The sequence below is a fragment of the Streptomyces sp. NPDC018026 genome (assembly GCF_044327745.1).
GTDB lineage: Bacteria > Actinomycetota > Actinomycetes > Streptomycetales > Streptomycetaceae > Streptomyces > Streptomyces rubrogriseus.
Genome location: NZ_JBIRFY010000013.1, coordinates 78,943 through 105,691, shown reverse-complemented (window position 1 = coordinate 105,691; position 26,749 = coordinate 78,943). Strand labels below are relative to the sequence as shown.

Genomic DNA, 26,749 nt, shown 5'->3' with positions numbered 1-26,749 from the left:
CCGGTCTGCTTTCTGGTTGTCGCCTGCTGTCGGCCGTCTGCGTGGGGGTCATCGTGAGCGTAGCGTGACTGGGCCGTCGCGGTGTGCGAAGGAGCGGGTGGGCACCCTACGCAGATACGTTCCGCCGAACGCTCTACAGGGGGGACGATGATCGCTCTGGGTGATCACTCGAATACCTCAACTGCCGGAAACCCCACGGGCGTCGGGGTTCCCCCGGACGGCCGAACACGGTGCGTCAGCATGGGCCGCGACCACCGCGAACCGAGATCATCGCCTGGCGTGTCAACTTCCAGCCGTCGCCGTGTCGTTCGACGTAACCGAGTGCTCGAAGCTCGTACAGCCTCGCGACCGCGTCGTCCTGGGTGGTCTGGGCGCGCAGCGCCACCTCCCCCGCCGTCGCCGTTCCCCGCCCGGGGAGCCCGGCCAGCACCTGGCGGGTCCGGGACTCCAGCAGATCGGTGGGGAGGACGGGCCCGCGCCGCTCCGGCGGCAGCTCGCCCATGGCGCCGACCAGCTCGACCACCTCGGCGGCGTCGCCGACCAGCACCGCGTCGCCGCGCAGCATCTCGTGCACCCCCGCGGAGAGGGCGCTGGTCGCCGGTCCCGGCACACCCATCACGTGCCGGCCCAGCCGCCGGGCCGCCCGGGCCGTGACCAGCGAACCGCTGCGGTGGGCGGCTTCGACGACCACGGTGCCCCTGGTGAGCGCGGCGATGACCCGGTTGCGCAGGATGAATCTGCTCGGCGTCGGGTGATCCCCCGGTGGCAGCTCGCCGACCACCAGGCCCTGGTCGGCGATCCTGGTGATCAGCGCGGCGTGCCCGGGAGGGTAGGGGCGGTCGACCCCGCAGGCGAGGACCGCCGCGGTGGCTCCGCCGGCGCCGAGGGCACCGCGGTGGGCGGCACCGTCGATGCCGTAGGCGCCGCCCGACACCACGACCCAGCCGCGCTCGGCCAGGCCGGCGGCGAGGGTGGCGGCCATGTGGGCGCCGTACTCGGTGCAGGCGCGGGCGCCGACGACGGCGACCGACCTGAGCGCCCACATGCGCAGACTGGGCCCGCCCCGCACCCACAGTCCGAGCGGCCGGGCGTCACCGAGGTCGTCGAGCTGCCCCGGCCATTCCCCGGTCCCGGGGACCACGAACCGCGCCCCCGCGGACCGGGCGACGGCCAGGTCACGCCGGGGATCGGCCCGGCCCGCCCGAGCGCACAGCCCGGCCCACCGCTTCTCACTCGCCCCCGGCAGTGCGCGCCCGCCCTCGCGCAGGCGCCGCACCACCTCCGGGACACCGCGCTCGCGCACCCACCGCCCGCCCGTCTCGTCACCGGGCTCGAGCACCCGGGCGAGGAAGACCCTCCCGAGCAGCTCTCGGTCCTCCGGTCCCCCGTCCCTCGCGCCTCCCCCGGCCACGGCCTCGCCCCCGACCCCGACCCCGAGGTCCGGCCCGGTCCACCTCGCTTCTCCGCCGTCCGGGCCGTCCCCGCCGCCGGGAGGCGTCACCGCCTTGCCCTCGGCCGGGCTTCCGCCGCCCGGTGGCCTGGTGTCCCCGCTCATGCCAGTGCTCCCAGGGCCATCGGCACGCCCCGCGGCACCCCGGTGCGCAGTTGCAGCGCCAGGGCGACGTCCCGTGCGTCGGGGCGGTCGTGGCCGACGAGGTCCGCGACGGTCCAGGCGACGCGCAGGACCCGGTCGAGTCCGCGGGCGGTGAGCACGCCACGCTCCAGACTGCGCTCCGCCTCGTCCAGCGCACCGGCCGCGGCGCGCCAGCGGCTGCGCAGCTCCCGGCCGGGCACCTCGCTGTTCGACCGCCACGGGGTGCCCGCGAGGCGTGCGGCCGCCCGGTCCCGGGCCGCCCGCACCCGGTCGGCGACGGCCCGGGTGGAGTCGCCCCGGGGACCGTCACCGGCCAGTTGGCTGCGGGTGACCCGCTCCACCTCGACCCGCAGGTCGACCCGGTCGAGCAGCGGTCCGGACAGCCTGGCCTGGTAGCGGCGGATCGCCGAGGACGGGCATTCGCACAGCTCGTCGGTCCGCGAGAACCGCCCGCAGGGGCAGGGGTTGGCGGCGAGCACCATCAGGAACCGTGCGGGGAAGCGCACCACGCCCGCACTGCGCGCGATGACGACGTGCCCGGCCTCCAGCGGTTGGCGCAGCGCGTCGAGCGCGTGGCTGCTGAACTCCGGGGTCTCGATGCGCTTAGGGAGTGCGCAAGCGTCAGTGTCGGCGCTGACCTGCGATGACACGTCGCGTATGTGTCCGGGACGTGTCACCGCACGGTTCCTCAGTCTTCGGCCCCTTCAGCCCCTGACGGGTGCGCTGGCCGGGGCGGCCTGCTGGAGTTCGAGGAGCTGCACTTCGAGGTCGGCGATGCGCTTGTCGGAGAAGCGGAGGTTGGTGCGGGCTCCTTCGAGACGTTCTTGGAGCTTGCGGTGCTCCTGCGTCACCTGCTGCAGGCGGCGCTTGAGGGTGGTGTTCTCGGTGGTGAGGTGCTGGACGGCCTCGCCGGGGACCATGCCATCGGCGTCGCGAAGCTGGCCCATGAGCTCGCCGATCCGCTGCCGCTGGACCAGGACCTCGTTCTGGGTCCGAGTGAGTTCGGCCTCGGCGTTCAGGGCCCGCTCGCGCCAGGACGCCTCGATCTGGTCGTGCTTCTCGCCGGTGCGCCGGTCGTGGCGGCTCTTGCTGTCGACGACGGCCTGCTGGACGAGAGCACGGGCATCGGAGTTTTCGTAGAGGAACGTGGGAGACACGTCCGCCCGCTCGGCGATCGCCCGCACTGCGAGCCGGCCGCGTTCGCGGCGGAGCTGACCGATGGCCTTCTCGACGCGGGTGAGTTTGTCCTGGGTCTGTTGACGCCGGGCGGCGATGGCCGCCGCGGTCTGGCCGGGTCCGGAGGTCACGGAGTCACCCCATCCTCGTTGTCGTACTCGTCGTCGAAGTCGGTGTCGCCGAGGTCCTCGAGCTGGGCGAGCTCGTTGGCGCGGAACGCGGTGGCCCAGACTCGGCCGAAGTAGTCCTGCGGGCGTCGCAGGTCCAGGGCGAGGGCTTCGTCGAGGAGACCGACGGCCGCCAGGGCCTTCTCCAGGCCGTCGATCGCGCGGGCGGTGGGCTCGAAGAGCTGGTGGAGGTATTCGGTGACCTCGGGATTGCCGGCGCGTTCGGCGAGCATCCGCCAGTGCTCGCGTTTGCGGTGCCAGTAGACGAGGTCGGCGCCGGACATCACGAACTTCTCGCAGTTGTGGCAGTCCATCTGCCAGGGGCAGGCGCCGCCGTCGACCACAACCTGGAAGGTGCAGAAGCCGCCCTCGGCCGGGGTCGACTTGCGGGTGAGGTCGATCATCATCGCTTCGGCCTGCTCGCGAGACATCGGTTCGCTGCCGGTCAGCACCATGCCTGGTTCGATGGCGCCGGGGCCGGTGACCCAGATCGCGTTCAGGGCGTCCTCGAGCTGCCTGTCGGTGTTGGCGATGTGGACGTAGTGCTCGGCCATCGCCTCGGACACTTGCCCGAGGTAGCGCTTGACCTGGGTGAGGTTCGCTCCGTTCTTGAGCAGGTTGGTGGCCAGGGTGTGACGGGCCTGGTGGGTGACGACGTGGATGTTGGTGAGCGAGTCGATCCATGTGCGGAACTGTGTGTTGAACCAGCCGTAGCTGACGCCCTTGACGTGCTGCCGGTTCGAGTTCCGGCTCGGGAACAGTGCGATCTTCCGGCGTTCTTCTCCGGTCGGCTCGCGGCCTTCGCGTTCCAGGAACCTGTTGATCGTCTTGGCCTGGCGCTGTTGGATCCGCTCGTAGAGGCGCTCGGGGATGCGGATGGCCTCGTCGTAGTTCCCGACCTTGGTTGCGTCGTACCAAAACATCGGAAGCCCGCCGAGGCGACTGATGCACTCCAGCCGTAGTTCCAGCACCTCGCGGCAGCGGCGGCCGGTGAGGACCAGGGCCTCCCAGCTGTCTCGCAGTCCCCGGTCATCGACGTCCAGGGCGTCGAGCGCCTGCAGGTTCGTCTCGTTCGCGACGGCCTTGGCAACGTCGTCGGGGAAGGGGCGGCGGCGTCCTTTGGAGCGTTTGCCTCCGGGGACGGCGAGGACGAACGCCCGGTCCAGTCCGAGGCGTTCGACGTCCCCGGTTTCCAGGGCCTTGCGCAGGGGACGGCGGACCCCGTCGAAGAATCCCGAGACCATGCCCGCCGTGACGGGGTCGTTCTGGTCGTAGCCGCCGCGGCGTCGGCTCGCCGCCAACGGGGGCAGCCCGTTTTGGGCCCGGTGCCGACAGTCGGTGACGAAGTCGACCATGTGGCGGCCTTCGAGGAGGCGGGGATCGTGCCCTCCGCCGGGTGCCCGAACTTCCAGGAACGCGCTGAGCTCCGCGCATCCCCGCCGCATCAGATCGAAGGGCATGGTGCTGCGGGGTGGGTCGGTCAGCAGCCGGTTCGCCATCTGGTCCCAGACCATGTTCCGCAGCCACCGCTGGGAGATGCCGGTCAGATCGATCTGCCCGCCGTGCGTGCCGAATCTGACCCCGAAGTGGTCGGTCTCGATGTAGCCGGCGTCCCTGGTGTCCTCGCGGGTGAAGTAGACCAGCCGCAGCATGCGGAGCATGGTGCGGCTCACCTGCCTGGACAGGTTGCGCATCGCGTCGAGTTCCAGGTCGGCCAGCGAGTTGACCTTGAGTTTTCGGCAGTCGTCGGCCAGATACTGGATCCAGGGCAGTGGCCAGTGCCCGGCCTCAACCTTCAGCTGTGTCCGCTGGAACATGCACCACTGGATCTCGGCCTTGACCAGCGGTCGTAGCCCGAGCAGGGACACCGTGCCGTTCATTCGGTTGGCCGGGTCCGCCTCCGCGCACCACTTCCGAAACGCCAGCTCGTCGTCGTAGAGCACCGGGATCGGCTTGTTCCGGTCGGCGAGCCACCGGCCCCATTGGTGCGGCAGCCGGGCCCGGCCGGGTGAGCCGGCCTTCTGGTAGCGGGCGATGTGGCGCCGACACAGTCCCACCGGGTTCTCTGCGAGGCTCGGGCAGGCCAGCACCCGGCACTCGCCGAAGGGCACGAACGGCTTCTGCTGTGCGAGCCACTCGTCGTAATCCGGCTGCAGCCCGGCGTCCTTGTTCCTCCAGTACTTCCTGTGTGCCTCCCACCTCTTGGTGTGCAGGAAGCACAGGGGTGACTGTCCCGAGGCGGGGATATCGGGGCAGATGGTGCAGTCCTCGGGCTGATACCAGGACACCGGCTTCAGCGGCTCGGCAGTCCGCATGAAGTCCCCCAGCAGCCCGCCGGCCTCCCGCTGCTTGCGCCACTCGACCTCGTGGTTGCAACAGAATGACCGATACGGCTCGAGAGCCCGCTCGCACTGCGGGACGCTGCAAATCCATCCGTATGCCTCGTGGTCCTCCGGGATGCGGATCACATCCTGATGGAACAGAGAGTCGAAGCCGGGCGCCCGCATCAGTGCGTGCAGCACTTCCAGCCGGTCGCCGGTGGTGCGGCTCGGCTGGTCGGGGGTGACGACGGGCAGCAGCTTCCGGACGGGCTCGCTCACTCCGGCTCACCCCAGACCGTCTTCAGCGCGGAGACGAACTCCGGGGAGTGCATGTCTGGATGCCCGTAGACCTCCTCGACGGTCTGCACCGACGCCCAGTGGCCGGCCTCCTTGGCCACCCAGCTGTTGTTGTTCGTGACGTCGAGGATCTTGTTGGTTGTCGTGTGCCGGAACGCGTGCGGCTTGATCCGGCCCGGGAGCTCGGCCCGCCGGCCAGCCCGCCGCAGCATCCCGCGGGCCGCATCCGGAGCCCACGGCTCGCCGATGTTCGGCCCAGACAGCTGGATCAGGAGCATGCCGTGCCCCGTTGCGTGCTTCGCGTACTCGGTCGTCATGTACTTGAAGTAGGAGCTGACCATGGCCGGGCTCGCCCGGTAGATCTCCCCGCCGGTGATCACGCCGTCGACCAGCTTCCAGTCCTCCTTCTTCTTCGCCCTGGCCCGGTTGGGGTTGCCCTGTCGATGGCAGACGTGGACGTGCGGAGCCTTGTCCTCGCCGCAGTCCGCGTTCTCCCGAAGGTGCAGGTCGACCAGGTGCAGGCCGGTCAGGCCGCCGATCCGCAGGGTCGTGTCGGACAGCCAGGTCACGACCATCTCGTCGCGGGCGGTGTTCACCGCGCCCATCAGCTCCGGCCTGGCGCCGTCGGGCAGCATCTTCGGATGCCTCCGTCGCGTGCCCTGTCGCGGTGCCAGCGGGTTGGTCTTGACCGACGTCATCGTGTGGCCCAGGAAGGCCCGATTCTTGTCGGCCTTGGTCGGTAGCCTCTCGACGTCCAGCTCGGCGCGCAGTTGCCCGTTGATGCCCCGAGTCACGCATTGGTGCAGGTAGAAGCCTTTCAAGACGGTCGCCGAGAGCGCCAGTGCCGACGTGCCGTAGGGACGCTTCGGCGGCACCCGCCACGGTTGCCCGTACGGCATCGCCACCTGTGCGCCGACCGCCCCCTGGTAGCGGCGGAGGTCCAGCATCGTGATCGTCTCTGTGGTCAGGCCCTCGCGGATGCGCCACCGCAGATGGTCGACGAGGTAGTACGCGTAGGGCTCTTGCGACCCCGACCCTTCGTAGAGACGCAGGTACCCCTCTGCCTCCTCGTCGGCCGAGTAGTCCGGCCAGAGGATCGCGTACGACCAGCTGCCGTCAGCTCGCTTGATCTTCTGTACCCGTAGGTCGTCCAGCACCAGCGTGCTTCGCACCAGGCCCTCTTCCTGTTCATCCCGTATAGGGCGAACAGAAGCAAACCGTTAGCTAAACACCCACGCGACGCGGCCGAAGTGCGTCTCAACGAGCGACATGATCACGGAATTGGTGGTCGCTAAAGTCCAGGAACAGGACGCCCCGGTGCGCCAGCGACACCGCTCCGGGCCGCGCGATGCCGGGGCCGCCGCCGACGAGTGCCTGCATCGTGGCGGAGTGGTGGGGAGCGCAGTAGGGGGCCACGTCGATCAGGGGCTTGCCCGGCGGCAGCAGCCCCGCCACCGAGTGCACGGCGGTGACTTCGAGGGACTCCGCCCGGCAGAGCCGGGGCAGGATGGCGGGCAGCCGTTCGGCGAGCATGGTCTTGCCTGCGCCGGGCGGGCCTTCCAGGAACAGGTGGTGGCGACCGGCCGCGGCGACCTCCACCGCCGTGCGCGCCGACTCCTGGCCGACGACGTCGGCGAGGTCGTGCCCGTGGTCGTGCTGCGCCGCTCCCATGCTGTGCATTCCGGTGGCCGCGCCGGTTCCGGGCATGCGCAGACCGGCCATGAGCGGGTCGGGGCGGCCCTGAAGGTCCTGTTCCTCCTCCGGCACGGGTTCGTCGGCCAGGACGGCGATCAGCTGGCGCAGGCTGCGCACTCCGAGCACCGACACGCCTGGGACCAGGGACGCCTCGGCCGCGGCGCACTCCGGCACGACCACCTGTTCGTAGCCGGCCTCGGCCGCGGCCAGGACCGCCGGCAGGATGCCGCGCACCGGCCGCACCCGGCCGTCGAGACCCAGCTCTCCGATCATCACGATGTCGGCCAGCACGCGCGGGTCGGTCCGCTCCGCCGCGCCCAGGACGCTCGCGGCGACGGCGAGGTCGAAGCCGCTGCCGCTCTTGGGCACCGAGGCGGGGCTGAGACCGACCGTCAGCTTCTTCTGGGGCCACTCCGCACCCGAGTTCACCACGGCGGCCCGTACCCGGTCCCGGCTCTCCGTGAGGCTCTTGTCCGGCAGTCCCACCAGCGTGAAGGCCGCCACGCCCGGCTCCAGGTCGGCCTGGACCTCGACCACCACGCCCTCGACGCCGACGAGCGCCACCGAGCAGGTACGTGCGAATCCCATCACGCCACCCCCCTGGCGTGCTCGACCACCGGTGCGCCGCGCTGCGGGAGGAGCACGCCCACCAGATCGATCCGGACACCGCCGGGCGGGGCTCCTCCGTGGGTCTGGATCCAGCGCTCCGCGAGCCGCCGCAGCCGCTCCGCCTTGTCCGGGGTCACGGCGGCCATCGGGTGCTCGAAGGAGCCGCCCCTGCGCGTCTTGACCTCGCAGACGACCAGGACGTCCCCGTCCCGGGCGACGATGTCGATCTCGCCGGTCCTGCCGCAGCGCCAGTTGCGCTCCAGGACGGTCATCCCGGCTCCGGTCAGCCGGCGGGCGGCGAGTGTCTCGCCGTACCTGCCCATCGCACTTCGTGCGTTCATGTCGGCACCACCTCCGGCGCCAACGATCACGCAAACGGGCGGATCCCGTCACTCACGGTGAACTACTCACCGGTTGTGGAAAACTCCGTCACCCGCTGGGAAGCTCCAGGTCGCTCTTGTTCAGCTCCTCGATGTTCACGTCCTTGAACGTCAACACCCGCACCTGCTTCACGAACCGGGCCGGCCGGTACATGTCCCACACCCAGGCGTCAGCCATGGAGACCTCGAAGAACACCTCGCCCTGCACCGAGTGCACCTGCATCTCGTAGTCGTTGGTGAGGTAGAAGCGCCGCTCGGTCTCGATCACGTATTTGAACAGACCGACGACATCGCGGTACTCCCGGTAGAGCTTGAGCTCCATCTCGGTCTCGTACTTCTCGAGGTCCTCGGCGCTCATGGCATGTTCCCCTTCAGCCGTGCGGTCCCACCATTGTGCGCCAGTCCCGTGCGGCCCTAGACGATTTCGGTGTCCAGGGTCACCGGCCCGGCCGGGGGACCTTCGTCGAGCAGCGTGGTCAGCAGCTCGGCGAGTCTGGTCGGATACACCGTCTCACGTGCCCGGGTCAGTTCCTCACACGTCCACCAGCGCGCTCCGGCGACGCTGCGCCGCTCCAGTTCGGTGAGGCCGGGGCCGACCGCCTCGGTGGCGGTCCGGGCGGTGCGGGCCAGGTAGTACCACTCGTCCTGGTCCCAGCGGCGGCCCGCGAAGGGGAAGGAGCACCTGCGCCGCCACAGCACCGGGCCGAGTTCGACGTCCGTGATGCCGGTCTCCTCCAGCAGTTCGCGCCGGGCCGCCTCCGCACGGGTCTCGTCGCCCTCCACACCGCCGCCGGGGGTGAACCACCAGTCGTCGGCCGGATCGTCCGGTTCGTGGCCGTGCAGCAGCAGGATGCGGTCCTCGGGGTCGAGCAGCACGACCCGGGCGACCCGGCGCAGCCCGCCCTCGTAGGTGTCCTGTCCCCCGGGCGTCACCTCAGCGTCCACCGGCCGGCTCCGCTCCCTTGCGGGCCCGGGAGGCCGCGGCCCGTTTGGCGAAGGGACCGTAGGCCGCGCCGCCCAGGATCAGCACGGCCCCGGCGATCACCAGGACGACCACGGTCCGCAGCGGCCCCGGCGAGGAGAGGTCGCCCAGCGTCTCGAAACCGGTGGGCCGCTCCAGCATGCCGTTCATGGGCCAGGCCACGGCGTCCACGCGGCCGTCCACGGCACCGCGCGACACCGTGCCGCCGGCCGCGTCGGTCAGGTGGGCGGTGGAGTCCACGGAGTTGTCCCGCTCGTCGCCGAGCAGGAACAGGCGGCCCTCCGGGACGGTCACCGTCTGGAAGTCGCTGATCTCGGCCGGGGTGCCGGCCGGCAGGTACGGCTCGTCGATCACCTTGCCGTTGACCTTCAGCTTGCCCTTCTGACAGCAGGAGACGGTGTCCCCGCCGACGGCGACGACCCGCTTGACCATGGGGGCGTTCGCCCAGGTCGCGTCCTTGAACACGACGACGTCGCCGCGGCGGACGTCGGCGCCGTCGATGCGCTGCGCCAGGACCCGGTCACCGGCGTCGATCGTCGGCGTCATCGAGCTGGTCGGCACGGTGTAGGGCCGGTAGACCACCGCTCCCCAGGCGAAGCCGCCGAGGAACAGCACCAGGCCCAGCGCCACCGCGATGCCGGACAGCCGCTGTCCGGTCCGGCTGCCCACCGGGCCCTTGTTCGCTCCGCCGCCGCGCGGGACCGTACGTGTCGTGCTCTCGCCACCCATGGAGCGGCACCTTACCCGGCGGTACGCCAACGGGGCAGCCCCCTCCCGGAGGCCGGAAGGGGGCTTGTCGAACCGTGGCGGGCTACGCGGGGCCTCAGCGGGTCCCGGCCGGGGCGGTGCGACGACGGCGCCACCACACGAACGGGACCACACCGGCGACGGCCAGCCCCTGGGGCGCGACCGACAGCGCGGCGGCGGCCGAGGACCGGGCCTGCAGACCGTCCTGGTCGAAGGTGTCGGGGACCGGCAGGGTGCCCCAGCGGTTCATCGGCCAGGCGACCACGATGGCGCGGCCGACGACCTCGTCCACCGGGACCATGCCGCCGTTCTTGTCCGACTGGTTGTAGCGGGAGTCCCGGGAGTTCTGCCGGTGGTCGCCCATGACCCAGATTTTGCCCTCGGGCACGGTGACCTTGAACCGCCCGCCCTGGTCGTCGTCCGAGCACGGCGTGTTGCCGGGGTAGACGTAGGGCTCGTTCAGCGCCTTGCCGTTGACCTTGAGCGGGCCGGTCTTGTTGCACTCGACCGTGTCACCGGCGACTCCGATCACCCGCTTGATCAGGTCCTTCTCTTCCGCGGACGGCATCAGGCCGATCCAGCTGAGAACCGTCTGCAATGCGTTCGGGTCGGGTGTCGGCTCGCCCGCCAGCCAGTCGGCCGGGTCGTGGAAGACCACGACCTCGCCGCGCTCGGGCTCCGAGCCGAACCAGGGGGTCAGCTTGTCGACCAGGACCCGGTCACCGATCTGAAGGGTGTTCTCCATCGAGGAGGAGGGGATCGAGAACGCCTGCACCAGGAACGTCTTGATCAGCAGGGCGAGCACCAGCGCGATGCCGATCAGGATCGGCAGCTCCTTCCAGAAGGAGCGCTGCTTCTTGGCCGCGGGAGGGGTCGCGGGCGGCGTCCCGCCGACTCCCTCGTCCTCCGTCCCGCCGTTGTGTCCGTCCTGCCCGCGCTGTCCGTTCGTCACCCTGCCGTCCTCGGTTCCGGAGCCGTATCCGGAGTCGGGGGCGCCGACCTCGGCCGGACCGGACCTCTCCTCGGGGCGTCCGCGGTTCTCCTCGCCGTCGTGACCGGACCGTGCGCCAACCGCCACATCCCCCACGCCAACTCCTCACTCTCTGCCGCCGCCTGCCCCGGATACGGCGCAGGCCCACCACTCCCATAACGAGCGGGAGTTCCGCAGGGGTCGGGAGTTCCATCATCGCGTTCGGATCGTAGGGGGCAACCCTATGCGACAGCTCGGGAGCGGCGGTCGAACCGGAGGCCGCGTCGGACACGGACGCGTACGTTTTCGGCTCGTCCAGGGTGGTCCAGTGACCGAACGGCCACGCGATCACCATGGCCCGCCCCACCACCTCGTCCTGGGACACGGTGCCGAAGTCGGTCTCCTGGTGGGCGCGGGAGTCGGCGGAGTTGGACCGGTGGTCCCCCATCACCCACAGCCGCCCCTCGGGGACGGTGACGTCGAACGGGGTCCGGGACGGGGTGTCGCCGGGGTACAGGTAGTCCTCGTTCAGGGGAACGCCGTTGACGGTGACGCGGCCCTGTTTGTCGCAGCACTTGACGTGGTCGCCGCCCACGCCGACGACCCGCTTGATGAGGTCCTTCTCGTCGTCGGACGGCAGCAGTCCGATGAAGGCGAGGCCTTCCTTGACCTGTTTGACGACGACGGGGTCGTCCTTCTTCGTGGTCTGCTCGCCCTGGAGCCAGCCGCCGGGGTCCCGGAAGACGACGACGTCCCCGCGCTGCGGCTCGGACCCGAACCAGGGGGTCAGCTTGTCCACCAGGACCCGGTCGCCGATCCGGATGGTCTGCTCCATGGAGCCCGACGGGATCACGAAGGCCTGGACGAGGAAGGTCTTCAGCACCAGCGCTATGAGGACCGCGACGCCGACGAGGAGCGGGATCTCCTTGACGGCGCCGCGTCTGCGCCGCCGTTTGACCTTGCGCTGGAGTTTGCGGCGCTCGGCGCGCGAGCGGCCGCCGGACGGCGCGGCGGTGCGCCTGGACCCGGTGGGCAGCAGGTTCTCCGTGGGGCTGCTGGGCGCTCCCCGCGGCTTGCCCCGGCTACCCATCGGCGTCCCCGGCGGGCGCGGCTCCCGCCCGGGCGCCGGATCCGGTCCCGGCGCCCGCCTCCGCGTCCGGCACGCGCGCGTAGGCGTCGGGGCGGTCGAGGCGGGTGGCGTGGCCGAAGGGCCAGACGATCCAGTCGGCGCGGCCTATCACGTCGTCCAGCGGAACCATCCCGCCCCCCGGGGAGCCCAGGTGGTCGCGGGAGTCGCTGGAGTCGGCCCGGTGGTCGCCGAGGACGAAGAGGGTGCCGTCGGGGACGACGACGTCGAAGGGCACCGTGGACGGGCGGTCACCGGGGTACAGGAACGCCGACTCGTCGACCGGCTGCCCGTTCACCCGGATCCTCCCCTCCTCGTCGCAGCACACCACGTGGTCCCCGCCCACACCGACAACGCGTTTGATGTAGTCACCGTGCCCGAAGCTCCCGGTGCCGTCGAAGACGACGATGTCTCCCCTGCGCGGCCGACCGTCGAAACGGTACGCCAACTTATTTACGAGAACCCGGTCACCGATCCTCAATCCGCGCTCCATCGATCCACTGGGGATCTGGAACGGCTGCAGGACGAAGGTGCTGACCAGCAGCAGGAACAGCAGGAGGATCAGCAGGGTCACGGTGATCCGGCCGCCCGGCACCCAGTCCCTGATCCGCCCCGTGAACGCGGAACGCGACCGTTCCTCCGGGCCCTCCGGATCCGAGGGCTGCTCGGAGTCGGAAGGGCGGGAGGAGCGGTCGCGCTCCGTGTGCTGTGTTTCGGTGTCCATCGGGGCCAGATGCTATCCGGCCCCGGCGCGGACCCCTGAGGGCGCTCAGCTCTCGCGCTTCTCCTTGATCTTCGCGGCCTTGCCGCGCAGCTCGCGCAGGTAGTACAGCTTGGCGCGGCGGACGTCACCGCGGGTGACGAGCTCGATCTTCTCCACGATCGGGGTGTGCACCGGGAAGGTGCGCTCGACGCCGACGGAGAAGGAGACCTTGCGGACCGTGAAGGTCTCGCGCACGCCGGCGCCCTGACGGCGGATGACGACGCCCTTGAACTGCTGCACACGGGAGCGGTTGCCCTCGATGACGCGCACGTGGACGTTGACGGTGTCGCCGGGGCGGAAGGCCGGGACGTCGCTGCGCAGCGACGCGGCGTCGACGGAGTCGAGCAGGTGAGACATTTCGTCTGCTTTCCTCGCCGATGCCACAGGTCATCGGCGGAAACTAGGTGTTTCGGAATCAGGGTCGTGCGGGTCGGGACGGGCGTCGTCTCCCCCTGTGGCAGGGGCGCGCTCCGGACGGACGCACAACAGCCGCCTATTCTTCCATGCCCGGGGTCCTGCGCCAAAATCGGCCGTACGGTTCCCCGTCCGGGTCGGGCTGCCAGCCGAGGATGGAGAGCATCTCGCGGTCCTTCTTGTCGAAGGCGGCGGGAGCGCACCGTTCGATCAGGTCGGGCCGGTTGGCCGTGGTGCGGCGCAGTGCCTCGTCGCGCCGCCAGCGGGCGATCCTGCCGTGGTGCCCGCTGAGCAGCACGTCCGGGATACCGCGCCCGCGCCACTGCGGCGGCTTGGTGTGGACCGGGCCCTCCAGCAGGTTGGCCATGGCGCCGGGGGCGAAGGAGTCGTCCCGGTGGGACTCGGCGTTGCCCAGCACGCCGGGCAGCAGCCGGGCCACGGCCTCGGTGACGACGAGTACGGCGGCCTCGCCGCCGGCCAGGACGTAGTCGCCGATGGACACCTCGTACACGGGCATCCGGGTCGCGTACTCGTCGACGACGCGGCGGTCGATGCCCTCGTAGCGGGCGGGGGTGAAGATCAGCCAGGGCCGCTCGGAGAGGTGCACGGCGAGTTCCTGGCTGAAGGGCCGGCCACTGGGCGTGGGCACGATCAGCGCCGGTTCGCCGGAGCCGCTCTCGTAGCCGTCGGCCAGGACGGCGTCCAGCGCGTCGCCCCAGGGCTCGGTCTTCATGACCATGCCGGGGCCGCCGCCGTAGGGGGTGTCGTCGACCGTGTTGTGCCGGTCGTAGGTCCACTCGCGCAGGTCGTGCACGTGGACGCCGAGCTGTCCACGCGCGCGTGCCTTGCCGACCAGGGAGACGTTCAGCGGTTCCAGGTACTCGGGGAAGATCGTGACGACGTCGAGCCGCATTACGCCTCGTCCCCGGCGTCCTCGGCAGCGGCGTCCCGCGCGGAGGCGATCTCGGCCCGGTCGTCGATCAGGCCGGGGGGCGGGTCGATGACCGCGCGCTGCGCGTCGAGGTCGATGTCGGTGACGATCTCGGAGACGAACGGCACGTAGACCTCGCTGCCGTCGGGGCGCTCCACCACGAACAGGTCCTGCGTGGGCAGGTGGGAGATCTCGGTGATGCGGCCGACCTCGGTGCCGTCGGCGGTCACCACGTCCAGGTCGATCAGCTGGTGGTCGTAGTACTCGTCCTCTTCCTCGGGCCGCTCGTCCGGGTCGACGTCGGCGATCAGGAGGGTGTTGCGCAGCGCCTCGGCGCCGGTGCGGTCGTGGACGCCGGCGAAGCGCAGCAGGAGGCGGCCGCTGTGCACCCGGCCGGACTCGATGGTGAGCGGTCCGGTGGTGGCGGGGTCGGTGGTCAGTACGGCACCGGGCCCGAGCCTCAGCTCCGGCTCGTCCGTGCGGACCTCGACGGTCACCTCGCCCTTGATCCCGTGGGCGCGGCCGATGCGCGCGACTACCAGCTGCACTGTGCTTGATCTCCTGTCGGAACTGCGACGAGCCCGCACGACGGGCTCATACGACTGCGGGCCGGGGACGGCCCAGTGGCCTTCCCCGGCCCGAGCCGGTGCTGCGATTGGCGTCAGCGGACGTGGTCCACGTCGACGAGGTCGACGCGGACACCGCGGCCGCCGATGGCGCCCACGACGGTGCGCAGCGCGCGTGCGGTGCGGCCGTTGCGACCGATCACCTTGCCGAGGTCGTCGGGGTGGACCCGGACCTCGAGCACCCGCCCGCGGCGCAGGTTGCGCGAGGCGACCTGCACATCGTCGGGGTTGTCGACGATGCCCTTCACGAGGTGCTCGAGAGCCTCCTCGAGCATGCTCAGGCCTCGGACGCGGAGGACTCGGCGGCGGCCTCGTCCTTCTTGTCGGCCTTCTTCTTCTGGGTGATCGCCTCACCCTTGCCCTCGTCCTCGCCACCGATCGCCTCGAAGGACGGGCGGGCCGCCTTCTCGGCCGGCTGCAGCAGCGGAGCCGGGGCGGGCTCGCCCTTGAACTTCTGCCAGTCGCCGGTCTTCTTCAGGATGGCGAGCACGGGCTCGGTCGGCTGGGCGCCGACACCGAGCCAGTACGCGACACGCTCGGCGTCGACCTCCATCACCGACGGGTTGTACGTCGGGTGGTACTTGCCGATCTCCTCGATGGCCCGGCCGTCACGGCGGGTACGGGAGTCGGCGACGACGATGCGGTAGTGAGGCGAACGGATCTTGCCCAGACGCTTCAGCTTGATCTTGACTGCCACGGGAGTGGGTTCTCCTGGTTTTGACGTGGTTGGGCACGGCGAGAGAGCCGCGTGGGGTTGCGGTACCCGAGTGCCCGATGGACGCGTCAGCCGGAGGAGAGAGGGGTCCTGTGCGACTGTCGAGTACAGCTAGCCATTGTGCCACACGCGGGCAGGCCCGTCGGACGGCGGGCTCCGGGTCCGCCCGGCGGCGGACCACTCGCCTCCGGACGACGGCACCCGGCCCCGGTCCGGCTGCCACGAGCAGCCGGACCGTCAGCTCATTCCCGCGCCGACCACCTCCGGGATCCGGAACGGCTTGCCGCAGCCGCCGCACATGATCGGCGCCTGGGCCAGCACCGACGGGACGACGCGGACGTTGCGCCCGCAGTCGCAGACCGCCTTCACGCGCACCCCTCCCCCGGAGGAGCCGTGCCGGGCGGCCGGACCGCGGAAGCTGCGGGCCGTGTCGGTCGCGGTGGCGACGGTGTGGGCCTTCAGCGCGCGCTGGAGGCGTTCGATCGTCGGCCGGTACCGGCGCTTCGCCTCGGGGGTGAGCGTGACCAGCGAGAAGCCGCTGCTGGGATGCGGCTCCTCGGGGTGGTCCAGGCCCAGCTCCTCGGCGATCGCGAGGAATCGACGGTTGTGGTAGCGCCCCGCGCGGGAGGTGTCGCGTACTCCGCGCGCGGCGGCGATGCCGTGGACTGCCTCATGAAGCAGTCGCTCGAAGGAGAGCTCGTGCCCGCAGGCGGACGACGACTCTCCGATCAGGGACTCGGGCGCGGCAAGATCGGGCAGCTCGGTGTGGTGCCGCTGAATGTCGGCCCACGCCTGCGCCAGCTCTGCGGCGAGAACAGGTGGTGTCGTGCTCACGTAATGACAACGAGCCGGGGTGCCGCTGTGTTCCTATTCCGGGGCATCCCAAATAATTTGCACGTACCAGTCAGTTGCCGCTGATGCGTCCCGACGAGGGCGGGTGCGCTGATCTGCGGAGAAGCCTCACAGCTCGTACCAAGCTGGTGCGTAGTCCGACGTACGCACCGGCGCGTAACCGCCGTCCACGCGCCGGAGTGCGAGGGGCTCGCGTGTGCGCAAGGGGCGTTTCGGCCGCTGTCGCCCCGGAGGGGCGCCGTCCGAGTGGACACGTCGACGGACGCGACGTTACCGGGTGCGCCACCGGCGTGCGGCACCGCCCCGCCCCCCCGGCGCATCCGGGCACCGCGCGGCGGCCGTCGGCCCGGCCGACCTTGGCCGGAATCGTGCCGTCGGTGCGGCGGCCACCCACGGTCATCGTCCGGCGACACGATCCGGCCATCCGGGCCGGGGCCCGGGACGGGGATGTCCCGGGTACCGCACGGCCAGGCCCGTGTTGCCGGGAAGTGAAATCTCGCCACGGTGCCGGGGATCGGGCAAACCGGGCCCCGCCACCACTGGACGCCACGGCGAGCCCGGAGTTACCTGGCATACGGGGGGAGTGCGAGCGCACTGCACGGGGGCCACGGAATCGGGCACGGCGGCAACACTCGGCGATTGGGGCACTTTCCTATGACACCTACGCTCGTGCGGCAGCACTCGTCCCACGCGCAGGCGACGCCTCACGTGGACCTGCGTGCACGCGCGCGTGACTGGTCCGAGATACAGGAGCGGATGCTCGTACCGCTCTACGAGGCCGTCTACGAGCGACTGGACGTGGGCGGCGACACCCGGATGCTGGGCCTGGGCTGCGGTTCCGGACTCGCGCTGCTGATGGCCGCCTCGCGCGGCGCGGCGGTGACCGGGGTCGACTCCCGCTCTCCGGAACTCCTGGACCTGGCCCGTCGGCGCCTGCTGCCCGGGACGTCCGAGGACCCCGGGGCGGACGGCACGGTGGGCACGCGCACGCGTGGCGACGCACCTCGGATCGTCCAGGGCCCGCCCGGGGACGCGGCGGACCCCACGGCACCGGCCTTCACCCTGGTGACCGCCTTCGAACCCGGCGGGTGCCGCGCCGGCGGCTCCGAGGCGCTCGGTGACCTGCTCGCCCGGGCGACACCGCTCGCCGCCCGCGGGGCGGCCGTGGTCCTGGCCGGCTGGGGCCCGCCCGAGCGGTGCGCCACGACGTCGGTGCTGCGGGTGGCGGCCAAGCTCACCGACCCGACGCGCGGCACCGGCGGCTGGCGCCCCGCCCTGCGCGACGACCTGGAGGAGGTCGCCCAGCGGGCCGGGCTCAGGCCGGACGGCTCGGGACGGGTGGCGTGCCCGTTCGGTTACGCCGACACGGGCAGCGCGGTGCGCGGCCTGCTGTCGACCGGGCTGTTCGACGCGGCGGTCGCGGCCACCGACCGGGAGCAGGTCGACAAGGAGCTGACGGAGGCGCTGCATCCGCACCGGCGGCCGGACGGCACCGTGTGGATGCCGAACGTGTTCCGTTATCTGATCGCCCGGGTCCCTTGACGACCGGTTCGGACCGGCTTCTTTCGATGCGGGTGTGAATGGTGTGAAGAATGCGGCCGGGGGCTCCCGCAGTTTCCCCCGGTGGATCATGGACCTCTACGCTGATCCACCGTTCGGGGGAACAGACACATCTGCATACAGGAGCCTGTAGTGCCGCACCGCAAGACCGCACTGCGCCTCGCCGCGCCCGTCGCCGTCCTCGCCCTGGCCCTCACCGCGTGCGGAGGCGGGGACGACGACTCCGGCGCCGACGCGAAGGGCGAGGCGGCCACCGAGGCGACCACCGAGGCCTCGCCGTCCCCCTCCCGGCCCGCCTCGGGCGGCGACATGGCGCAGGGCGAGAGCGCGAGCGGAAAGGTCGCGGAGGACCCCGGCGAGGTCACCTACGACGTCCTGGCGCAGAAGGTCGAGGTGGGCACCGAGGCGGAGGCCGCGAAGGCGGTGGCGGACGCCGCGGACGCCAAGGGCAAAGTGCTGGCCACCGCGCACATCAAGTACACGCACAAGGCCGGGCCCGCCCTGACCGAGGGCTCCGACGTGCACGACGGCACCACGGTCTTCGCGGACGGGCAGCGCGGTGGCATCCTCATCGGCGCCGCCGAGGACGCGCCGGGCTGCGAGGACCCGTACGACGTCGAGAGCTGGAAGCAGGGCGAGAGCCATGTCTTCTGCGAGACGTACGTGATCCCGGCCGGCGCGACCAGCGTGGAGGTCCACTGGTCCGAGGAGGACGGCGAGCCCTACGTCTGGAAGTTCCCGCAGAAGTAGGCAGTTGTAGGCAGCAGCAGACAGCCCGCGAAGGGGGCGCTCACGCGTCCGGATCGTCCTTCGTCAGCCGGGTGATCCCGGCGATGCGGTACGCCTCCGCCTCGTCCAGCGTCTCGCTCGCCAGCAGCGACTCGGCGAGCGCGTCCAGCTGCCCCCGGTGGTCGCGCAGCTTGCGCACGGCCTCCTCGTAGCAGGAGTCCACGACCCGCCGCATCTCACCGTCGATCGCGTCGAGCGTCTGGGGTGCGGCGGCGAGGCCGTACGCCTGCTGGGCGTCGCCGGGCAGGGCGGAGAGCCTGCCGACCCGCTCGCTCATGCCCCACCGCGCGACCATCCCGCGCGCGATGTTGGTGACCTGTTCGAGGTCGCTCTCCGAACCGGTCGTGATCACCCCGTAGACGACGTGCTCGGCCGCCATGCCGCCGAGCGCCCCGATGATCCGCCCGCGCAGGTACTCCTCCGTGTACGCGTACTTGTCCGCGTCCGGCGTCGACAGCGTCACCCCGAGCGCCCGCCCGCGCGGCACGATGGTGATCTTGCGTACGGGGTCGGCGCCCGGCTGCAGCATGCCCAGCAGGGCGTGACCGCTCTCGTGGTAGGCGGTGCGCCGGCGCTCCTCCTCGGGCATCACCAGCGGACGCTCGGCCCCCAGCTGGACCTTCTCCAGCGCCTCGGAGAGGTTCGCCTGCGTCACCCGCTCCTGCTTCCGCTTCACCGCGAGCAGCGCCGCCTCGTTGGCGAGGTTGGCGAGCTCGGCGCCGGTCATGCCCGGCGTCGTACGGGCGACCTGGGCGAGGTCGACGTCCGGGGCGAGCGGGATCTCGCGGGTGTGGATCTCCAGGATCGCCTTCCGGCCACCGCGGTCCGGCGGCGAGACGCTGACCACCCGGTCGAAGCGGCCGGGGCGGGTCAGGGCCGCGTCCAGGATGTCCGCGCGGTTGGTGGCCGCGATGACGATCACGCCCTCCGAGCCGGAGAAGCCGTCCATCTCGGTGAGGATCTGGTTCAGGGTCTGCTCTCGCTCGTCGTGGCCGCCCATGCCGGAGCCGCCGCCGCGGGCCCGGCCGATGGTGTCGATCTCGTCGATGAAGATGATCGACGGCGCCACCTTGCGCGCCTCCGCGAACAACTCCCGCACCCGGGAGGCGCCCACGCCCACGATCATCTCGATGAACTCGGACGCCGACGCGGAGAAGAACGGCACGCCCGCCTCTCCGGCCACCGCGCGCGCGAGAAGCGTCTTTCCGGTGCCGGGCGGGCCGGTCAGCAGCACGCCCCGGGGCATTTTGGCGCCCATGCGGCGATAGGCGTCCGGGTTCTTCAGGAAGTCGACGACATCACTCAGCTCGCCCTCCACCTCGTCGATCCCCGCGACGTCGGCGAAGGTGGTGCGCGGTTTTCCGGCCTCCAGCTCGACCGGCTTGGGCGGCGCCTTGCGGCCCAGCATCCCGCCCGCCCCGCCGCCCAGGGCACCCCGCATGCGCCGGGCGATGAAGATCCACAACACCACCAGGAGCAGCATCGGGGCCAGCGCGATCAGCAGGTTGACCAGGAAGCTGCGGTGCTGCACGACGGGCTCGGCGGTGACCGTGACCTTGTTCTTGGTCAGGTCGGCCCAGAGCTGGTCGTCCGCGAAGGTCGGCCGCTCGGTCGTGAACTTGGTGTACGTCCCGTCGCCCTCGGGATTGTCCCGGGCCTTCTTCAGCTGGCCCTGGATCGCGTCGCCCTTGGCGTAGATCTTGCTGACGTTGCCCTCGTCGACCTGCTTGCTGAACTCCGTGTAGGAGATGGTCGGCTCGTCGCCCTCGTTGAAGAAGGAGAGCACGAGGTTGGCGATGAGGTAGACGATCAGCGCGGCCAGGATCAGGTTCCACCAGCCGCCGCGCATCCGTCGGCCACCGGACGGCGGCTTGGGCGGCTCGTCCGGCGTGCCCTCGGTCCGCCAGGGCGGCTCCGGTGCCTTGCGCGGCGGGGACGGATTGGTCATATCCGGACGCTACGACAGGAAAGCCGCGCGGGCATGTGGGTGTATCGGACGCACGTCGCCGGGGCGCCCCCTGCGACAGGAGGCGCCCCGGCGACGCGCTGCATCCGAACGGGCGGTCAGCCCATGAACTTCTTGAACTCGTCCGGCAGCTCGAAGTCCTGCCCGCCCTGCTGCGGCAGCCCCAGCGCGCCCCCGCTCTGCGCGGCGGCGGCGCGGCGGGCGGCCTCCTCCTGCTCCTGCTGCTTGCGCTTCATCGGGTTGCCCGAACGCTGCTTGCCCTTGGCCTTCTTCTGCTGCTTCTTCTGCCGGCCGGGGCCGCCACCCATGCCGGGCATCCCCGGCATACCGGGCATGCCGCCGCCCTGGGCCATGCGGGACATCATCTTGCGGGCCTCGAAGAACCGCTCGACCAGCGACTTGACCGCGCTGACCTCGACGCCGGAGCCCTTGGCGATACGGGCACGGCGCGAGCCGTTGATGATCGTCGGCTCCTGGCGCTCGCCCGGGGTCATCGACTTGATGATGGCGGCCGTGCGGTCGACGTCGCGCTCGTCGAGGTTGTTGATCTGGTCCTTCATCTGGCCCATGCCGGGCAGCATCCCCAGGAGCTTGGAGATGGAGCCCATCTTCCTGACCTGCTCCATCTGGGCCAGGAAGTCGTCCAGGGTGAAGTCCTGGCCCTTCTTGGACGCCAGCTTGGAGGCCATCTTCTCGGCCTCTTCCTGGCTGAACGTCTTCTCCGCCTGCTCGATCAGGGTGAGCAGGTCACCCATGTCGAGGATGCGGGAAGCCATCCGGTCCGGGTGGAAGGCGTCGAAGTCGTCCAGCTTCTCGCCGTTGGAGGCGAACATGATCGGCTTGCCGGTCACCGAGGCGATCGACAGGGCCGCACCACCGCGGGCGTCGCCGTCGAGCTTGGAGAGCACCACGCCGTCGAAGCCGACGCCGTCGCGGAAGGCCTCGGCGGTGTTGACCGCGTCCTGACCGATCATGGCGTCGACGACGAAGAGGATCTCGTCCGGCGAGACCGCGTCGCGGATGTCCGCGGCCTGCTGCATCAGCTCCTGGTCGATGCCCAGGCGGCCGGCGGTGTCGACGATGACCAGGTCGTGGACCTTGGCCTTGGCGAACTCGATGGAGTCCTTGGCGACCTTGACCGGGTCGCCCACGCCGTTGCCCGGCTCGGGGGCGTAGACCGCGACACCGGCGCGCTCGGCGACGACGCTCAGCTGGTTGACGGCGTTGGGGCGCTGGAGGTCGCAGGCCACGAGCAGCGGGGAGTGGCCCTGCTCCTTGAGCCAGTGGCCGAGCTTGCCCGCGAGGGTGGTCTTACCGGCACCCTGGAGACCGGCCAGCATGATCACGGTCGGCGGCTGCTTGGCGAAGCGCAGGCGGCGGGTCTCGCCGCCGAGGATGCCGACCAGTTCCTCATTGACGATCTTGAGGACCTGCTGGGCCGGATTCAGCGCCTTGGAGACCTCGGCGCCCAGGGAGCGCTCCTTGACCTTCTTGATGAAGGCGCGCACGACGGGCAGGGCCACGTCGGCCTCAAGCAGCGCGATGCGGATCTCGCGGGCCGTGGCGTCGATGTCCGCCTCGGTCAGCCGCCCTTTGCCCCGGAGGGATTTGAAGGTGGCTGACAGGCGGTCGGAGAGAGTATCGAACACGGCGGCGTAGGTCCTCGCGTCGGCGTTGGTGTGGGTCGCCCTCCAGGGTATCCGGCCCGGCAAGCAAAGTGTCCCCGCCCGCTGCACAGAGCGGACGGTCACCCCCGCAGCGACTCCTCCAGCTCCCGGGCCACCGACGCCGCCTCGTCCCCGGGCAACGGCACCCCCTCGCCCCGCGTCACATAGAACGCGTCCACCGCGTTCGCCCCCAGCGTCGACACGTGCGCGCTCCGTACCCGCACCCCCGCCGCCTCCAGCGCCCGCCCGAGCCGGAACAGCAGCCCCGGCGCATCCTGGGCGCGGACCTCGATCACGGTGGCCAGCCGGGACGCGGCCGGGGCGACGGTGACGCGGGGCGGGGGCGGCTCCACGCCCCGGCGCCGGGGGTGGGCGGCGTCCCGTTCGGCGAGCCGTGCGGCGATGTCCAGGGTGCCGTCCAGGGCCCTGACCAGGTCGGCGCGGAGCCGGGCGGCCTGGGGCAGGGAGCCGTACTGGGCGGCGACCCGCCAGTCGAGGAGCAGGACGGAGCCCTCGACGCCGTCCGGCAGCGGAACGGACCGCAGCTCGGCGGTGCGGACGGTCAGCCGGTGCACGGCCAGGACCCCGGCCACCGCGGGGAGCACGCCCGCCTGGTCGGGCACGGCGATCAGCAGCTCCACGCCGAGGGGCTCTGGACCGTCGGCCGAAGAGGAAGGGGAGGGAGCCGGGGCGGACTCGGCGGGCGGCTCCGTCTGGGCCCGCAGCGCCAGTACCGGACCGCCGGTGCGGAAGGCCTCGACCGCGAGCCGCTCCTGTTCGGCGGTGGGCGCGGCGGTCTCGGCCTCGGGCTGCGGCTCCCCGGCCAGCACTCCGGAGACCCGTTTCACCAGGTCGGCGACGAGGGAACCGCGCCAGGACGACCAGGCGGCCGGCCCGGTGGCCAGCGCGTCCGCCTCGGTCAGCGCGTGCAGCAGCTCCAGCGTGTGCTCGGTACCGACCGCCTGCGCGACGGCGCGCACGGTGGCCGGGTCGTCCAGGTCGCGCCGGGTGGCGGTCTCCACCAGCAGGAGGTGGTGGCGTACGAGGGTGGCCAGGACGGCCGTGTCCGCGCCGTCGAAGCCGATGCGGGCGGCGACGTCCCGGGCGATGGTCTCGCCGGCCACGGAGTGGTCGCCGGGCCAGCCCTTGCCGATGTCGTGCAGCAGCGCGGCGACCAGGAGCAGGTCGGGGCGGTGCACCCGGCGGGCGAACCCGGCGGCGCGGACGGCGGTCTCGATCAGGTGCCGGTCCACGGTCCACAGGTGCACGGCGTTGCGCTGCGGGCGGCAGCGGACCCGCTCCCAGTCGGGCAGCAGCCGGGTGACCAGGCCCTCGGCCTCCAGTGCCTCCCAGACCTGCACCGTGGGCCGGCCGGAGCCCAGCAGGGTCACCAACTGCTCACGCGCCTCGGCGGGCCAAGGCGTGGGCAGGGGGCGCGCGGTGGCCGCCAGGCGCCGTACGGCGTGCCGGGAGAGCGGGAGTCCGGCCTGCGCGGCGGCGGCCGCGGCGCGCAACGGGAGTACGGGGTCGCGTTCGGGGCGCGCGGTGCGGGCGAGCACCGCCTCGCCGTCCTGCTCCACGACGCCCTCGGCGAGCGGGGAGCGCTCGGCGACCGGTTTCCCGGCGTTCCTTCCGTTCCTCGCGTTCATCATGGCGCGCAGCCGCGGCCGTACGGCCCGTGAGCGGAGCACGCGGGTCACCTCGCGCCAGGTGACGTCGCCCGCGTAGGAGATGACGCGGGCCGCCTCGTACACCTGTCGCAGCAGCGCGTCGGCGTCCAGCAGGCCCAGTTCGGCCGCCACCTGGTCCTGTTCCTGCAGCGCCAGCCGGTCGGTCGCCCGGCCCGTCGCCAGGTGGAGGGCGTCGCGTACGTCGAGCAGGCGCCGCCGGGCCTCGGCGAGTCCCTCGCGCGGGGCGTCGGCGAGCCAGGACGCGGCGACGGCACGCAGCGCGGTGGCGTCGCGCAGGCCTCCGCGGGCCTCCTTGAGGTCGGGTTCGAGCAGGAACCGCAGCTCGCCCTGGCGTTCGGCGCGCTCGGCGCACAGGTCGCGGAGTTCGGGGAGGCGCTTGGGGGCCTGGTTGCGCCAGTCGGCGAGGACGGCGGTGCGCAGCGAGGCGGTGAGGCCGAGGTCTCCGGCCAGGTGGCGGGCGTCCAGGAGGCCGAGGTGGACCTTCAGGTCCTCGCCCGCCGTCTTCCGGGCCTGCTGCGGGGTGCGTACGGAGTGGTCGAGGTCGATGCCGAGGTCCCAGACCGGGTACCAGAGCCGGTCGGCGAGTGCGGCGACGGCCTTGTCGTCCCGGCCGTCGTGCAGCAGGAGCAGGTCCAGGTCGCTGCGCGGGGACAGCTCGCCGCGCCCGTAGCCGCCGACCGCGACGAGCGAGACCCCCGTGTGTCCCTGGGCGGCCGCTCCGAAGAGGCCGGCCAGCCAGCCGTCCGTGAGTTCGGCGAGCGCCCTGCGGCGCGGCGGCCCGGACCGCGCCCCCTCGGTGAGGAGGCGCAGCCGGGCCGCCGCGTAGCCGCCGGGTCCCGAGCCCTCTGCTTCGTCCGTCACGCCCGTACTCGTCACCCGGCGACTCCCGTTCCGTTGTCGTGCTGCGGAGCTGGCCCAGAGCTGCTCAGAGCGCGTCGGGTCCGCGCTCGCCGGTCCTGACCCGTACGGCCGTGTCGACCGGGACCGCCCAGACCTTGCCGTCGCCGATCTTGCCGGTGCGGGCCGCCTTGACGACGACGTCGATCAGCTGCTCGGCGTCGTCGTCCTCGACCAGGACCTCGACGCGGATCTTGGGCACCAGGTCGACGGTGTACTCGGCACCCCGGTAGACCTCGGTGTGTCCGCGCTGGCGGCCGTAGCCGCTGGCCTCGGTGACGGTCAGGCCGTGGACCCCGAAGGCCTGGAGGGCCTCCTTGATCTCGTCGAGCCGGTGCGGCTTGACGACGGCGGTGATGAGCTTCATGCGTCCACCTTCTTGCTCGGGGCCGAGGCGGCCGTGGAGGCGGCCGGCGTGGCGGCCGTCCGGGCGGCACCGCCGCCGGCGCCGCTGAAGTCGTATGCGGTCTCGGCGTGCTCGGCCTGGTCGATGCCGGCCACCTCGACGTCCTCCGGCACTCGCATGCCGATCGTCTTGTCCAGCAGGAAGGCGAGGACCGCGGAGACGACCAGGGAGTAGGCGAGGACCCCGAAGACGCCCGCGCACTGCTTCCAGAACTGGTCGAGGCCGCCGCCGTAGAAGAGGCCCTCGACGTCGGACTGGCCCTTGCCGCTGGCGAAGAAGCCGATGAGCAGCGAGCCGAGGATGCCGCCGACGAGGTGGACGCCGACCACGTCGAGGGAGTCGTCGTAGCCGAACTTGTACTTCAGGCCGACGGCCATGGCGCACACCACGCCGGCGATGAGGCCGACGGCGATCGCGCCGAGCGGGGAGACGGCGCCGCCGGCCGGAGTGATGGCGACCAGGCCGGAGACGGCACCGGAGGCCGCGCCCAGGGTGGTGAAGGCGCCGTGCCGGATCTTCTCGTAGGCGAGCCAGCCGAGGATCGCGGCGCCGGTGGCGACCTGGGTGTTGACGAACATCAGCGCGCCGACGCCGTCGTCGTTGCCGAGCCACGACCCGGCGTTGAAGCCGAACCAGCCGAACCAGAGCAGGCCCGCGCCGAGCATGACCAGCGGGAGGCTGTGCGGGCGCATCGGGTCCTTCTTGAAGCCGACCCGCTTGCCGATGACCAGGATCACGCCGAGCGCGGCGGCACCGGCGTTGATGTGCACGGCCGTGCCGCCGGCGAAGTCGATGACGCCCAGTTCGAAGGCCCAGCCGCCCGCGCCCCACACCCAGTGGGCGACCGGGAAGTAGACGATCGTGGCCCACAGGGCGATGAAGAGTGCCCAGGCCGTGAACTTCACCCGGTCCGCGAGGGCGCCGCTGATCAGGGCGGGGGTGAGGACGGCGAACATCAGCTGGAAGACCAGGAAGACGAAGACGGGGACGGTGTAGCCGTCCCACAGCTCGGTCAGGCCGATGTTGCTCAGGCCCACCCAGTCGGAGTTCCAGCCGACGACGCTGCCGGAGTCGGTGCCGAACGCCATGGAGAAGCCGTACAGCACCCACAGGACGGTGACGATGCCGAGGCTGATGAAGCTCATCATCAGCATGTTCAGGGTGCTCTTGACGCGGACCATGCCTCCGTAGAAGAAGGCCAGGGCCGGCGTCATGAGCATCACCAGGGCGGAGCAGATGAGCATGAAGCCCGTGTTGGCGGCAGAGAGCTCCGTCTCTGCGGCGAGCGTGATGGCTGGAGCCATCGGCGTCTCCTCGTCGTTGGTACGGCCCCGTGCGGGCGAAGCCTGGGCGGGCGGTGAGGGGTGGGCCGGTTATGCGCCATGAGATTGGCGCAGCGCGGTTTCGG

Annotated in this window: 23 protein-coding genes and 3 pseudogenes; 2 read left to right on the top strand and 24 right to left on the bottom strand. The window is 71.4% G+C overall.

Annotation, left to right across the window (positions count from 1 at the left end):
- Window positions 1-235: 235 nt before the first annotated feature.
- The 19 genes and pseudogenes from dprA to ACH4D3_RS31755 form a co-directional block, all read right to left on the bottom strand.
- Window positions 236-1,555, bottom strand: coding sequence for a DNA-processing protein DprA (dprA, locus tag ACH4D3_RS31845; protein WP_398329273.1), 1,320 nt, complete (start codon window positions 1,553-1,555; stop codon window positions 236-238).
- A pseudogene (locus tag ACH4D3_RS31840) lies at window positions 1,552-2,190 on the bottom strand (ATP-binding protein); the annotation flags it as partial. The gene dprA and the pseudogene ACH4D3_RS31840, both read right to left, overlap by 4 nt.
- Window positions 2,191-2,298: 108 nt before the next feature.
- Complete coding sequence (locus tag ACH4D3_RS31835) at window positions 2,299-2,901, bottom strand: DUF6262 family protein (RefSeq protein ID WP_398329270.1); 603 nt, start codon at window positions 2,899-2,901, stop codon at window positions 2,299-2,301.
- Window positions 2,898-5,537, bottom strand: coding sequence for a tyrosine-type recombinase/integrase (locus ACH4D3_RS31830; RefSeq protein WP_398329267.1), 2,640 nt, complete (start codon window positions 5,535-5,537; stop codon window positions 2,898-2,900). Before ACH4D3_RS31830 ends, ACH4D3_RS31835 begins: the two co-directional genes overlap by 4 nt.
- A complete protein-coding gene (locus tag ACH4D3_RS31825; RefSeq protein WP_398329265.1) occupies window positions 5,534-6,727 on the bottom strand; it encodes an integrase in 1,194 nt (397 codons plus the stop codon). Before ACH4D3_RS31825 ends, ACH4D3_RS31830 begins: the two co-directional genes overlap by 4 nt.
- Window positions 6,728-6,851: 124 nt before the next feature.
- A pseudogene (locus ACH4D3_RS31820) lies at window positions 6,852-7,838 on the bottom strand (YifB family Mg chelatase-like AAA ATPase); the annotation flags it as partial.
- Window positions 7,838-8,200, bottom strand: coding sequence for a YraN family protein (locus ACH4D3_RS31815; RefSeq protein ID WP_398329262.1), 363 nt, complete (start codon window positions 8,198-8,200; stop codon window positions 7,838-7,840). The gene ACH4D3_RS31815 and the pseudogene ACH4D3_RS31820, both read right to left, overlap by 1 nt.
- Before the next feature lie 88 nt (window positions 8,201-8,288).
- A complete protein-coding gene (locus ACH4D3_RS31810; protein WP_003993268.1) occupies window positions 8,289-8,597 on the bottom strand; it encodes a DUF2469 domain-containing protein in 309 nt (102 codons plus the stop codon).
- Between the two features lie 56 nt (window positions 8,598-8,653).
- Window positions 8,654-9,184, bottom strand: a complete 531-nt coding sequence (locus ACH4D3_RS31805) for an NUDIX hydrolase (protein WP_398329259.1) — start codon at window positions 9,182-9,184, stop codon at window positions 8,654-8,656.
- Window positions 9,174-9,950, bottom strand: coding sequence for a signal peptidase I (lepB, locus tag ACH4D3_RS31800; RefSeq protein WP_398329257.1), 777 nt, complete (start codon window positions 9,948-9,950; stop codon window positions 9,174-9,176). Before lepB (ACH4D3_RS31800) ends, ACH4D3_RS31805 begins: the two co-directional genes overlap by 11 nt.
- Before the next feature lie 94 nt (window positions 9,951-10,044).
- A complete protein-coding gene (gene lepB / locus ACH4D3_RS31795; RefSeq protein WP_398329254.1) occupies window positions 10,045-11,055 on the bottom strand; it encodes a signal peptidase I in 1,011 nt (336 codons plus the stop codon).
- Window positions 10,946-12,028 (bottom strand): annotated as a pseudogene (gene lepB / locus ACH4D3_RS31790) (signal peptidase I); the annotation flags it as partial. The gene lepB (ACH4D3_RS31795) and the pseudogene lepB (ACH4D3_RS31790), both read right to left, overlap by 110 nt.
- Entirely contained in the window at window positions 12,021-12,788 is a 768-nt protein-coding gene (gene lepB / locus ACH4D3_RS31785; RefSeq protein ID WP_398329251.1) for a signal peptidase I, read from the bottom strand. The pseudogene lepB (ACH4D3_RS31790) and the gene lepB (ACH4D3_RS31785), both read right to left, overlap by 8 nt.
- A 45-nt stretch (window positions 12,789-12,833) precedes the next feature.
- Window positions 12,834-13,184: a 50S ribosomal protein L19 gene (gene rplS, locus ACH4D3_RS31780; protein ID WP_016432403.1), complete on the bottom strand. Its 351-nt coding sequence runs from the start codon at window positions 13,182-13,184 to the stop codon at window positions 12,834-12,836.
- A 136-nt stretch (window positions 13,185-13,320) separates the two neighbouring features.
- Entirely contained in the window at window positions 13,321-14,154 is an 834-nt protein-coding gene (trmD, locus tag ACH4D3_RS31775; protein WP_398329248.1) for a tRNA (guanosine(37)-N1)-methyltransferase TrmD, read from the bottom strand.
- The gene (gene rimM / locus ACH4D3_RS31770; RefSeq protein WP_398329245.1) at window positions 14,154-14,720 is read right to left on the bottom strand and encodes a ribosome maturation factor RimM; all 567 of its coding nucleotides are present in this window, start codon (window positions 14,718-14,720) and stop codon (window positions 14,154-14,156) included. The genes trmD and rimM overlap by 1 nt, the downstream gene beginning before the upstream one ends.
- Window positions 14,721-14,833: 113 nt before the next feature.
- The gene (locus tag ACH4D3_RS31765; protein WP_003973401.1) at window positions 14,834-15,073 is read right to left on the bottom strand and encodes an RNA-binding protein; all 240 of its coding nucleotides are present in this window, start codon (window positions 15,071-15,073) and stop codon (window positions 14,834-14,836) included.
- Between the two features lie 2 nt (window positions 15,074-15,075).
- Window positions 15,076-15,495 carry a 30S ribosomal protein S16 gene (gene rpsP, locus ACH4D3_RS31760; RefSeq protein ID WP_007444852.1) on the bottom strand — a complete coding sequence of 140 codons (420 nt, stop codon included), beginning with the start codon at window positions 15,493-15,495 and terminating at the stop codon, window positions 15,076-15,078.
- Between the two features lie 255 nt (window positions 15,496-15,750).
- Complete coding sequence (locus ACH4D3_RS31755) at window positions 15,751-16,347, bottom strand: hypothetical protein (RefSeq protein ID WP_003973403.1); 597 nt, start codon at window positions 16,345-16,347, stop codon at window positions 15,751-15,753.
- A 672-nt stretch (window positions 16,348-17,019) separates the two neighbouring features.
- Between ACH4D3_RS31755 and ACH4D3_RS31750 the strand changes: the two genes are divergently transcribed.
- Window positions 17,020-17,907, top strand: a complete 888-nt coding sequence (locus ACH4D3_RS31750) for an SAM-dependent methyltransferase (protein ID WP_398329241.1) — start codon at window positions 17,020-17,022, stop codon at window positions 17,905-17,907.
- A 150-nt stretch (window positions 17,908-18,057) separates the two neighbouring features.
- Window positions 18,058-18,675: a hypothetical protein gene (locus ACH4D3_RS31745; protein WP_398329238.1), complete on the top strand. Its 618-nt coding sequence runs from the start codon at window positions 18,058-18,060 to the stop codon at window positions 18,673-18,675.
- Between the two features lie 40 nt (window positions 18,676-18,715).
- On the opposite strand, the gene ftsH is transcribed toward ACH4D3_RS31745, so the two are convergent.
- The 5 genes from ftsH to ACH4D3_RS31720 all read right to left on the bottom strand — a co-directional run bounded on the left by ftsH (window position 18,716) and on the right by ACH4D3_RS31720 (window position 26,645).
- Window positions 18,716-20,662, bottom strand: coding sequence for an ATP-dependent zinc metalloprotease FtsH (gene ftsH / locus ACH4D3_RS31740; protein ID WP_398329235.1), 1,947 nt, complete (start codon window positions 20,660-20,662; stop codon window positions 18,716-18,718).
- A gap of 116 nt (window positions 20,663-20,778) precedes the next feature.
- Window positions 20,779-22,329 carry a signal recognition particle protein gene (gene ffh, locus ACH4D3_RS31735; RefSeq protein ID WP_398329232.1) on the bottom strand — a complete coding sequence of 517 codons (1,551 nt, stop codon included), beginning with the start codon at window positions 22,327-22,329 and terminating at the stop codon, window positions 20,779-20,781.
- Between the two features lie 98 nt (window positions 22,330-22,427).
- Window positions 22,428-24,914, bottom strand: a complete 2,487-nt coding sequence (locus tag ACH4D3_RS31730; RefSeq protein ID WP_398329230.1) for a [protein-PII] uridylyltransferase — start codon at window positions 24,912-24,914, stop codon at window positions 22,428-22,430.
- A 49-nt stretch (window positions 24,915-24,963) separates the two neighbouring features.
- A complete protein-coding gene (locus tag ACH4D3_RS31725; protein ID WP_366531872.1) occupies window positions 24,964-25,302 on the bottom strand; it encodes a P-II family nitrogen regulator in 339 nt (112 codons plus the stop codon).
- Window positions 25,299-26,645, bottom strand: coding sequence for an ammonium transporter (locus ACH4D3_RS31720; protein ID WP_398329227.1), 1,347 nt, complete (start codon window positions 26,643-26,645; stop codon window positions 25,299-25,301). Before ACH4D3_RS31720 ends, ACH4D3_RS31725 begins: the two co-directional genes overlap by 4 nt.
- Window positions 26,646-26,749: the final 104 nt, after the last annotated feature.

Coding starts and splice junctions, on each gene's coding strand:
- ACH4D3_RS31720 (WP_398329227.1), bottom strand. CDS start 26,645: ATGGCTCCAGCCATCACGCTCGCCGCAGAGACGGAGCTCTCTGCCGCC.
- trmD (WP_398329248.1), bottom strand. CDS start 14,154: ATGCGGCTCGACGTCGTCACGATCTTCCCCGAGTACCTGGAACCGCTG.
- ACH4D3_RS31815 (WP_398329262.1), bottom strand. CDS start 8,200: ATGAACGCACGAAGTGCGATGGGCAGGTACGGCGAGACACTCGCCGCC.
- ACH4D3_RS31765 (WP_003973401.1), bottom strand. CDS start 15,073: ATGCTCGAGGAGGCTCTCGAGCACCTCGTGAAGGGCATCGTCGACAAC.
- ACH4D3_RS31810 (WP_003993268.1), bottom strand. CDS start 8,597: ATGAGCGCCGAGGACCTCGAGAAGTACGAGACCGAGATGGAGCTCAAG.
- lepB (WP_398329251.1), bottom strand. CDS start 12,788: ATGGACACCGAAACACAGCACACGGAGCGCGACCGCTCCTCCCGCCCT.
- ACH4D3_RS31725 (WP_366531872.1), bottom strand. CDS start 25,302: ATGAAGCTCATCACCGCCGTCGTCAAGCCGCACCGGCTCGACGAGATC.
- ftsH (WP_398329235.1), bottom strand. CDS start 20,662: ATGACCAATCCGTCCCCGCCGCGCAAGGCACCGGAGCCGCCCTGGCGG.
- ACH4D3_RS31750 (WP_398329241.1), top strand. CDS start 17,020: ATGACACCTACGCTCGTGCGGCAGCACTCGTCCCACGCGCAGGCGACG.
- dprA (WP_398329273.1), bottom strand. CDS start 1,555: ATGAGCGGGGACACCAGGCCACCGGGCGGCGGAAGCCCGGCCGAGGGC.
- lepB (WP_398329257.1), bottom strand. CDS start 9,950: ATGGGTGGCGAGAGCACGACACGTACGGTCCCGCGCGGCGGCGGAGCG.
- rplS (WP_016432403.1), bottom strand. CDS start 13,184: ATGTCTCACCTGCTCGACTCCGTCGACGCCGCGTCGCTGCGCAGCGAC.